Genomic DNA, 9,859 nt, shown 5'->3' on the forward strand with positions numbered 1-9,859 from the left:
CGCGCACGAGCCGGGCGGCGGCGTCGGGGCGCCCGGCCCAGTGCGTGTGCAGGTAGGAGGCGTGCACGCGCCCGTGCACGAACCCCTCGAGCTCCGGCTCGTCGCGGGAGTCACGCCAGCCCCAGGCGCGCGCGCCCGATCCGTTCGCATCGTGGCGCACGCGGGTGCGGTGGAACTCGTGCCCGGTGACGCGGGCGCCCTCGTCGGCCACGACGCTGTCGCTGACGGCCACCGCCGTGCGGTAGCCGAGGACGAGCCGCGGATGCATGCGCGCGGACCCGGGCAACACCCCGCACATCGGGGCCCCGTCGAGTTCGCGCAGGAGGTACAGCATGCCGGCGCATTCGGCGAGGATCGGCCCGCCCGCGTCGGCGAACGCGGCCACCTCCCGGCGCAGTTCGGTGTTCGCGGTCAGGGCCCCGGCGTGAATCTGGGGAAAGCCGCCGCCCAGCACGAGGCCGGCCGTGCCGGCGGGCAGGGCCTCGTCGCGCAGCGGGTCGAACGTCTCCACCCGGGCGCCGGCGGCGGCGAGCAGTTCGGGGGTCTCGGCGTAGCCGAACGTGAACGCCTCCCCCGCGGCGACGGCGACGACCGGCTCCCCGCGCGTCGCCCCGACCGCACCGGACGCGATCGCCGCGACCGGATCCCACGGCGAATCGTCGAGTTCCGGTGCGCTGCGGGCGAGCTCGAGCACCGCCTCCAGATCGAGGTGGTCGCGGGCCATGCGGCCGAGCGCGGCGACGGCCGACAGCGCCTCGGGCCGGCGTTCGGCGGCGGGGATGAGCCCGAGGTGCCGGCTCGGCACGACGACGTCGGGCAGCCGCGGGATCGCGCCGACGACGGGCACGCCGGTGGCGGCCACGGCGCGCCGGGCCTCGGCCTCGTGTCGCGGCGAGGCGACGTTGTTGAGGATCACGCCGCCGACCCGCACCCCCGGCTCGAAGGTCGCGAAGCCGTGCACGACGGCGGCGACGCTGCGGGAGACCGCGGCGCAGTTGACGGCGAGCAGCACCGGGGTGCGGGTCGATCGGGCGACGTGGGCGCTGGAGGCGAAGCCGTCGGTGCCCAGCGCCCCGTCGAACAGACCCATGACGCCCTCGATGATCGCGACGTCCGCTGGCTCCGGCGTGGCGGCGCCGTGCAATAGCAGCGGCACGAGGCGCTCCTGCCCGACCAGGTGCGCGTCGAGGTTGCGCCCGGGCCGCCCGGCGGCCTGGGTGTGGTAGCCGGGGTCGATGTAGTCGGGCCCGACCTTGTGCGGGCTGACCGCCAGGCCGCGCTCACGCAGCGCGGCGATGAGCCCGGTGGCGATCATCGTCTTACCGCTCCCGGAGGCGGGCGCCGCGACGAGCACGCGCGGCAGACTCACCATTCGATGCCCCGCTGACCCTTCTGGCCGTCGTCCATCGGGTGCTTGACCTTGGTCATCTCGGTGACGAGCGTGCAGACCTCGAACAGGCGCTCGTCGGCGTCGCGGCCGGTGATGACGACGTGCTGCTTGCCGGGGCGGCCCGCGAGCGTCGCGCACACCTCGTCGACATCGACCCAGCCCCACTTCATCGGGTAGGTGAACTCGTCGAGCACGTACAGGTCGTGCCGCTCGTCGGCCAGCCGCCGCTGGATCTCGCGCCAGCCCTCCAGTGCGTCGGCGGCGTGCCGCTCCTGGGCGTCCTCGCCGCTGCTGGATCGGGTCCAGCTCCAGCCCGAGCCCATCTTGTGCCACTCGACGGCGCCGCCCTCGCCGGTCTGTTCGTGCAGCTGCCCGAGCCGCCGGAAGACCTCTTCCTCGCCGACCTTCCACTTGGCGGACTTGACGAACTGGAACACCCCGATGTCGAAGCCCTGGTTCCAGCCGCGCAACGCCATCCCGAAGGCGGCGGTCGACTTGCCCTTGCCGGGGCCGGTGTGCACGGCGGTGATCGGGCGGTTGCGGCGCTGGCGGGTGGTCAGACCGTCGTCGGGAACGGTCTGCGGCTGACCCTGCGGCACGGCTGCCTGCCTTCCTCGAAGCGTCCTCGCCCTCGGGAACTGATGGACGTCGCTGAGTTCCTGACTCCCCCGGGCCTGGGGCCCGTGGTCACAGTGGCGGGACCGTGCCGGCGTCGCACCGGCTTCCTCGTCACGCGTCCAAGGTGGATGGCTGGTCGCGGCCTCGCGGCCGCGGGGGAAGCCTACCGGAGCCGGTGCCGCGATTTGGGCCGGCCGCCGGGGTCGGCCGAGAGCTGCCGCAGCGGCGGCGACGCGGATTAGGACAGCAGGGACAACCCGGCGGCGAGGGCGAATCCGAGCACGGTGACCAGACCTGCCGACTCCCCCGCCTTCTCGCGCGCCTCGGGCACCAGCGAGTCGACGAGCATGACGAGCAGGGCGCCGGCCGCGAAGCCGTCGACGGCTCCGCGCATCGGGTCCGCGACCATGTCGGCGACCAGGAAGCCGCCCATCGTGGCGAGCGCGCACACCACGGTGACTCCCGTCCACAGCAGGACGATCGAGCGGCCGGCCGCGCCGGTGGCTCGCATATCGCTGGCCGACCCGATGGCCTCCGGCAGGTTCGAGACGAAGATCGCGACGATCAGGGCGATGCTGACACCCGTGCCCCAGGCGATGCCGATGCCGAGCACGGCCTGCTCCGGAAGGCCGTCCAGGAAGGCGCCGATGGCCAGCGATGTGCCGCCCTGCGCCCGACGGCGGCCACGGGCATGCCCGGCCGGTGAGTCGTCCCCGCGGCCCGCACCGGCGCGCTCCACGGCCTTGTTGGCGCCGTAGTACGTCAGGCCACCCACGGCCAGGCCGAGCCCCAGCGGCACCGGCCCGCCCGTCTCCAGACCCTCGGCGAACAGCTCGTACGAGATGCTCGCGATGAGGGCTCCACCGCCGAACGCCAACACCGCGCCCACCAGGCGCGGCGGCCACCTGCGAGCCAGGCCCAGCAGTGCCCCGAGGAGCAGGGACGATGCGGCAACGGTTCCCCAGAGGGCGGCGGTCGTCATGCCCGAATTGTGCTCTGCGCCCAACCGGATCGGTGGATGCGCGCATCGAACCGGCCGCGGCAAAGACGGCGGCGACGTACATCAACGCCCTCCGGTGCCGCCCTCCCTGACGACGCCGCAGGTCAGAGCGTTGACGCGCGGCCCGACCGGAGTGAATGTACGAAGCTGCCGTCTTCGTCGGTGCCGATCCGCCCGATCGGGCACCCCGGCCGGCCACCAGCGGTAAGAACCGGGCGTGGGCTGCCGATCGTGACAGAAGGCCGAGGCGAGGTGGGCGATGCACGGGCAGCGCGAGGCGGGACGAGAAGGTGCGTCGAGGCCCGACGGCGCCGTGCGCGTGCCGATCGGGCCGCTGACCCATGACGACATGCGGCTGTTGCGGGCGCACTGCGGGTACGCCTTCGAGTGGCCACCCAAGGACGGCCAGTCGGTGCCGAAGGCCGCGCTGTTCGTCGGGTACGCCCGGCTGCAACAGCTCGAGGAGGGTGGGCTGCGCGATCTGTTCGCCGATCTGCAGCAGGTGCGGCACTCCTATCAGCGACTCACCGGGGAGGATCCCCTCGACGACGCCTTCGTCGTGCGCGTCGCCCGCACCTCGACCTCGCCGTTGGCGCGGGCGTTTCTCGACGCGGGCGGCGTCAGTCCGCGCTACGCCTGAGCGCCGGCCCCCGCCTGAGCGGGAGCCGGCGCAGCGGTGACGGGACGGTGACGCGACGCGACGGCGACGCGATGCCATGAGGCGCGGCGCAGGCCGCTCAGGCGGGCACGTCGTCGTCGACCCAGTCCAGGGTCTTGGTGACGGCCTTCTTCCAGTTGCGGTACTGGCGCTCCCGCTCCGATTCGTCCACCACCGGCTCCCAGCGCTTGCCCTCCGACCAGTTGTCGATGACGTCCTGCTCGCCCTGCCAGAACCCCACGGCGATGCCCGCCGCGTACGCGGCGCCCAGGGCGGTGGTCTCGGCGATCCTCGGGCGCACCACGGGCACGCCGAGCTGGTCGGCCTGGAACTGCATGAGGGTCTCGTTGCCGGTCATCCCGCCGTCGACCTTGAGCTCGGTGAGGTCGACACCGGAGTCGGCGTTCATCGCGTCGATGACCTCCCGGGTCTGGAAGGCGGTCGCCTCGATGGTGGCCCGCGCGATGTGCCCCTTGTTGACGAAGCGGGTCAGCCCCACGAGGGCTCCGCGGGCGTCCGGGCGCCAGTGCGGCGCGAACAGCCCCGAGAACGCGGGCACGAAGTAGGTGCCGCCGTTGTCCTCGACCTCCTTGGCCAGCTCCTCCACCTCCGCGGCCGAGGAGATGATGCCGACGTTGTCGCGCAGCCACTGCACGAGCGAGCCGGCCACGGCGATCGAGCCCTCCAGGGCGTAGACGGTGTCGGCGTCGCCGATCTTGTAACACACCGTGGTCAACAGCCCGTTCTGCGACTTCACGATCTCGGTGCCGGTGTTCATCAGCACGAAGCAGCCGGTGCCGTAGGTGTTCTTGGCCATGCCCTTCTCGAAGCAGGCCTGTCCGAAGGTCGCGGCCTGCTGGTCGCCCAGGATCCCGGAGATCGGCACGCCCGCCAGCAGTCCCTGCCTGCGACCGGTGGTGTACACCTGGGACGAGGAGGCGATCTGCGGCAGCATCGAGAGCGGGATGCCCATGTCGGCGGCGATCGACTCGTCCCACTGCAGCGTCCGCAGGTCCATGAGCATCGTGCGCGAGGCGTTGGTCACGTCGGTGACGTGCACCCCGCCGCCGACGCCCCCGGTCATGTTCCACAGCACCCAGGAGTCGGTGGTGCCCATGAGCAGATCGCCCCGCTCGGCCTTCTCGCGGGCGCCCTCGACGTTGTCGAGGATCCACTTCACCTTGGGTCCGGTGAAGTAGGTGGCCAGCGGCAGGCCGCAGATGTCCTTGTAGCGGTCCGCCCCCTGGTCGCCGGCCAGCTCGTCGACGATCCGCTGGGTCCGGGTGTCCTGCCAGACGATCGCGTTGTACACCGGCGCACCGGTCGTCTTGTCCCACACCACCGCGGTCTCGCGCTGGTTGGTGATGCCGACGGCGGCCAGGTCCGCGCCGGTCAGGTCGGGAGACTCGGACAGGGCCTGGCCGACCGCGCGGCGCACGTTGCCCCAGATCTCCATCGGGTCGTGCTCGACCCAGCCGGCCCGGCGAAAGATCTGCTCGTGCTCGAACTGGCCGACCGAGACGATGCTCCCGGAGTGGTCGAAGATGATCGACCGGGTGCTCGTGGTGCCCTGGTCGATGGCCATGACGTACGTCGGTGTACTCATCGGTGTGCTCACTTCCTCGTGACGCGTTAGGCGGATGCGTGCGAATGGATTCGGGGTGTCCTCGAGCTGGGCTCGAGCTGGACTGGGTTGGACTGGGTTGGGCTCGGGGCGCTCAGAAGATCTGGGCGAGGACGCCGGCCAGGACGCCGCCGATGATGGGCGCGACCACCGGAACCCAGGAGTAGCCCCAGTCGCTGCCGCCCTTGCCGGGGATCGGGAGGATGGCGTGCGCGATGCGCGGGCCCAGGTCACGGGCCGGGTTGATGGCGTAGCCGGTGGGGCCGCCCAGGCCGGCGCCGATACCGACGACGAGCAGGGCCACCGAGAGCGGGCCGAGCCCCGACGGCGTGTTGGCGAACTGCAGGATGACGAACACGAGCACGAACGTGCCGATCACCTCGGTCACCACGTTCCAGAACGGGCTGCGCACCTCGGGGCCGGTGCTGAAGACACCCAGCTTGAGCGCCGGGTCGGCGTCGGCGTCGAACTGCTTCTTGTAGGCCAACCAGACGAGAATGCCGCCGAGCAGGCCACCGGCCAGGTCGGCCACGAGGTAGGTCAGCGTCGAGGCCGCGGTGACGGCGACGCCCGGGGCGTACTCCGTGGCGCCGGTGGCCAGCAGGCCCAGCGTCACGGCGGGGTTGAGGTGAGCCCCCGAGCGGAAGGCCACGAAGACGCCGGCGAACACGCCGATGCCCCAGCCCCAGTGGATCATCACGGGGCCGCCGCCCGCGCCCTTGGCCGCGGGCAGGAGGGCGTTGGCGACCACGCCGCATCCGAGCAGGCACAGGATCGCGGTTCCGAATAGCTCGGAGGCGAACACCTGGCCGAGTGGGACGGGCGCCGCGGTCGCGGCGACGGTGAGCAGGGGCGACGGCATTGTCAGTTTCTCCTCGTGACGCGCCGGCCCGGAATGGGGCCGGCGTGGTGTCAGGACTGGTCTTGCTGCTGGTGGTGCTGTTGGCGTTGCTGTTGGTGTTGCCACCGGTGTCAGGGCAGGGCTCGATGAGCGCTCGACCCCGCGGGGGGTCGGCGCCTCGGCTGCCGGATGGAGCCCTTACGGGCGGGTGGTCAGGCCACTGGCGCGGTTGGCGCCAGCGGCCTGGGGCCTCAGGCTGTGGTGCGGTCCGTCACCTCGGCGGCCGCGCCGCGCGCGGCGGCGGCCGCGTCCTCGTCGTACTGCGCGGCGGCGGCGTCCTCGGCCTCGCAGCGGGCCTCGTAGGCGGCGATCTCGTCGCGGCGGCGCTGCTCGTCCCAGCCGAGGTAGGTCGCCGCGATGTCGGCGATCTCCGGCACCGCGTCGCGGCCCTGCCGGCGCATCTCGTAGGTGAGCCGGGTGCGGGTCACCATGATGTCCTCCAGGTGCAGCGCGCCTTCGTGGGTGCACGCGTAGGCGATCTCGGCGCGCAGGTATGCCGGGGCGTGCTCCAGCGGACGGCCCAGGTCGGGGTGCTCGGCCACCATCTCCAGCAGCTCGGGCAGCAGCGCACCGTAGCGGTGCAGCAGGTGGTCGACGAGGAAGCGGCTCACGCCGTGCTCGGCCGCGATCTTGTCGGCGCGACGCTGGTAGGTCTGGAAGCCGACGGCTCCCAGCAGCGGGGTCTTGTCGGTCAGCGACGGCACCTCCTTGGCCCGCTGCGAACCCAGCGCGAAGTCGACGGCGTCCTCCGCCATCACGCGGTAGGTCGTCAGCTTGCCGCCGGCGATCGTCACCAGGCCGGGGGTGGCCTCGACCACCGTGTGCTCCCGGCTCACCTTGGTGGACTGGGCCTCGTCGCCGCCCTTGGTTCCCGGCTGCAGCAGCGGGCGCAGCCCGGCCCAGGTGCCGATGATGTCGTCCCTGGTCAGCGGCTTGTCGAGGATGACATTGGCGTGCTCGATGATGTAGTCGATGTCGGTGGCCGTGACCGCGGGGTGGACGAGGTCGTGATGGTAGGGGGTGTCCGTGGTGCCGATGATCCAGTACCGGCTCCACGGGATGATGAACAGCACCGACTTCTCGGTCTGCAGGATGACCCCGGTCTCCCCGGCGATGCGCTCGCGGGGCACCACGATGTGCACGCCCTTGGAGGCGAGCACCTTCAGGCCACCCTGAGCGCCCGCGCGATCCTGCGTCTCCTCGGTCCACACGCCGGCGGCGCCGATGACGGTGCGGGCCCGGATCGTCAGCTCGCGACCCGTCTCCAGGTCGGTCACCACGGCGCCGTCGACCCGATCGCCGGCCTTGGTGAACCGGTCCACGCGGGTGCGGCTGGCGGCGTAGGCGCCGAACTGCACGGCGGTGCGCACGAGGGCGAGCACGAGCCGGGCATCGTCGACGGTGGCGTCCCAGTACTTGATGGCCCCAACCATGGCGCCCGGCTTGACGTCCGGGAACTCCTTGCGCACGCCCTCGGCGGTGAAGTGCCGGTGGAACGGCATGGCCGCCGAATCGCGCGCGCCGACGCGGGCGAGGACGTCGTACAGGCCCACCCCGGCCGTGACGTAGGGCCGCTCGACGTACTTCTTGTTCAGCGGGTAGAGAAACGAGACGGGTCGCACCAGGTGCGGGGCGAGGGTGTCGAGCAGGTGCTCGCGCTCGTGCAGGGCCTCGAAGACGAGCTTGAAGTCGAGCTGCTGCAGGTAGCGCAGGCCACCGTGCACGAGCTTGCTCGACCTGCTGGAGGTGCCGCTGCCCCAGTCCTGGGCCTCGACGATGCCGACGCGCAGGCCGCGGGTCACCGCGTCGAGCACGATGCCGGCTCCGGTGACGCCGCCGCCCACGACGAGGATGTCGAGGGGTTCGCCCGAGCTCATCTCCTCCAGGGCCTGGGTGCGGGTTTGTGAGGTCAGCGCGGTCGATGTCATTGGCGATCCGTCCTTAGGTTCGGGTGCCACCGCCTCCGTTGGCGGTTCGCGGGCACCACGTCGGTGGTCTGGGGGCCTCTCGGTGCTCTCGAGTCCACCGTGGCCCCCCGGCGCACGTATGGTCCAGAAGGGTGCACAAACGTGCACCGTGAAGGAGTACCGATGAACACGCGGGACCAGGCCCACCGGGCCGCCACGCTGTACTACCTGCAGGACGAGACGATGGCCTCGATCGCGGCCACTCTCGGGGTCTCCCGTTCGACGGTCTCCCGGCTGCTCAAGCACGCCCGGGACATCGGGTTGGTGACGATCACGGTGGCCCCCGAATCGGGCTTCGGGCGTCAGATCGCGCAGCGCGTGACCAGCCGGTTCGGGGTGCGGGCCCACCTGGTGGAGGTGCGTGGCAACGCCCCCGACCACGTGCGGCTCGACCACGTGGCCCGCGTCGCGGCGCGGCTTCTCGCCGATTGGGTGGAGCCGGGGTCGGTGCTGGGGGTGGCGTGGGGCACGACGGTCTCCGCGATCGCCGACCACCTACCGCACCACCCGTGCCCCGGGCTGCGCGTGGTGCAGCTCAACGGGTCGGCACAGACGCGCGCCTCCGGGGTGCGGTACGCCCAGGAGCTGTTCGGGGCGATCGCCGGAGCGTTCGACGCCGAGATCACCTACTTCCCCACACCCGCCTTCTTCGACTACGTCGACACCAAGACGGCGCTGTGGCGCGAGAGCGCCGTGCGCCGCGTGCTGCACCTGCGGGAGCGGGCCGACCTCGCGGTGTTCGGGGTCGGTGCGACGCAGGGCCGGCTCGCCTCGGAGGTTTACCGGGCCGGCTACCTGTCGGCGCAGGACGCCCGGGAATTGCAGCGGGCGCGCGTCGTCGGCGACGTGTGCACGGTGTTCCTGCGCCGTGACGGCAGCTTCGAGGACATCGAGATCAACGCCCGCGCCTCCGGACCCACGCCGCGCGAGCTCGCCCGCATCCCGAGGCGCATGTGCGTGGTGGTCGGGGAGCACAAGGTGCCGGCGCTGATGGGGGCCCTCAACGCGGGCGTGGCCACCGACCTGGTCATCGACCACCGCACGGCCGCGGCCCTGCTCGCGGCGCAGTAGCCCGCAGCGGGTGAGGCCGTCGCCCTCCCCTCGGCGGCTCAGACGGCTCAGGCGGCGCCGGGGCGGGTCTCGGCGGCCAGGTCCACCTCGGCCAGGGGCAGCAGGCGGGCGCCGAGCACTGTCGCCAGGTCGGCGGCCAGGCGCAGGCGCACCCCGCGGGGTGATTCGCAGTCGAGCACGACGCTGGTCACCCCGAGCCCGGCCAGGCGGGCGGCGGCTCCGCGGGCGCGCGGCAGGGCGTTCGGGCCGTGGGTGGCGCGGCCGTCGGTGAGCACGACGAGCAGCGGGCGGCGCATCGGATCCTTGGCGCGCTCACGGCGGATGAGGTCGTGCGCCGCCGTGAGGCCCTCGGCCAGCGGGGTGCGGCCGCCGGTGGCGGCGGCGTCGAGGCGGGCGCGGGCCAGTTCGACGCTGCCGGTCGGAGGTAGCAGGAGCTGGGCGTGATCGCGGGCGAACGTCACGGCCGCCACCTTGTCGCGGCGCTGGTAGGCGTCGAGCAGCAGCGAGAGCACGGCGGTCTTGACCGTAGCCATGCGGCGGCGGGCGCCCATCGAGCCGGAGGCGTCGACGAGGAAAACGACGAGGTTGCCCTCCTTGCCCTCGCGCAGGCTGCGGCGCAGGTCGCAGCCG

At 72.3% G+C, this 9,859-nt stretch carries 9 protein-coding genes and 1 riboswitch; of the genes, 2 read left to right on the forward strand and 7 right to left on the reverse strand.

Annotation, left to right across the window (positions count from 1 at the left end):
- The 3 genes from PINTE_RS18315 to PINTE_RS18325 all read right to left on the reverse strand — a co-directional run.
- Nucleotides 1-1,372 (reverse strand): cobyrinic acid a,c-diamide synthase CobB (locus tag PINTE_RS18315; RefSeq protein WP_068433631.1); only part of this gene is annotated, 1,372 nt, incomplete at its 3' end.
- Nucleotides 1,366-1,989, reverse strand: coding sequence for a cob(I)yrinic acid a,c-diamide adenosyltransferase (gene cobO, locus PINTE_RS18320; protein ID WP_068433633.1), 624 nt, complete (start codon nucleotides 1,987-1,989; stop codon nucleotides 1,366-1,368). The genes cobO and PINTE_RS18315, both read right to left, overlap by 7 nt.
- 54 nt (nucleotides 1,990-2,043) lie before the next feature.
- Nucleotides 2,044-2,148: riboswitch (cobalamin riboswitch) on the reverse strand.
- 98 nt (nucleotides 2,149-2,246) lie between these two features.
- Nucleotides 2,247-2,990, reverse strand: a complete 744-nt coding sequence (locus PINTE_RS18325) for a ZIP family metal transporter (protein ID WP_068433635.1) — start codon at nucleotides 2,988-2,990, stop codon at nucleotides 2,247-2,249.
- Nucleotides 2,991-3,267: 277 nt separating this feature from the next.
- Between PINTE_RS18325 and PINTE_RS18330 the strand changes: the two genes are divergently transcribed.
- Nucleotides 3,268-3,648, forward strand: a complete 381-nt coding sequence (locus PINTE_RS18330; RefSeq protein WP_157087355.1) for a hypothetical protein — start codon at nucleotides 3,268-3,270, stop codon at nucleotides 3,646-3,648.
- Nucleotides 3,649-3,745: 97 nt separating this feature from the next.
- Here PINTE_RS18330 and glpK read toward each other — a convergent pair whose 3' ends face one another.
- The 3 genes from glpK to PINTE_RS18345 form a co-directional block, all read right to left on the reverse strand.
- Nucleotides 3,746-5,272 (reverse strand): glycerol kinase GlpK, encoded by a 1,527-nt coding sequence (gene glpK / locus PINTE_RS18335; protein ID WP_068433639.1) that lies wholly within the window; start codon nucleotides 5,270-5,272, stop codon nucleotides 3,746-3,748.
- Between the two features lie 112 nt (nucleotides 5,273-5,384).
- Entirely contained in the window at nucleotides 5,385-6,152 is a 768-nt protein-coding gene (locus PINTE_RS18340) for an MIP/aquaporin family protein (protein WP_068433641.1), read from the reverse strand.
- Nucleotides 6,153-6,382: 230 nt separating this feature from the next.
- Nucleotides 6,383-8,119, reverse strand: a complete 1,737-nt coding sequence (locus PINTE_RS18345; RefSeq protein ID WP_068433642.1) for a glycerol-3-phosphate dehydrogenase/oxidase — start codon at nucleotides 8,117-8,119, stop codon at nucleotides 6,383-6,385.
- A 162-nt stretch (nucleotides 8,120-8,281) separates the two neighbouring features.
- On the opposite strand from PINTE_RS18345, the gene PINTE_RS18350 reads away from it, so the two are divergent.
- The gene (locus PINTE_RS18350) at nucleotides 8,282-9,229 is read left to right on the forward strand and encodes a sugar-binding transcriptional regulator (protein ID WP_068433644.1); all 948 of its coding nucleotides are present in this window, start codon (nucleotides 8,282-8,284) and stop codon (nucleotides 9,227-9,229) included.
- Between the two features lie 47 nt (nucleotides 9,230-9,276).
- Here PINTE_RS18350 and PINTE_RS18355 read toward each other — a convergent pair.
- Nucleotides 9,277-9,859: VWA domain-containing protein (locus PINTE_RS18355; RefSeq protein WP_157087356.1), on the reverse strand; the 583-nt coding region annotated here is incomplete at its 5' end.

Origin of the sequence: Piscicoccus intestinalis NBRC 104926 (assembly GCF_001515525.1) — a bacterium.
Taxonomy (GTDB): Bacteria; Actinomycetota; Actinomycetes; order Actinomycetales; family Dermatophilaceae; genus Kineosphaera; species Kineosphaera intestinalis.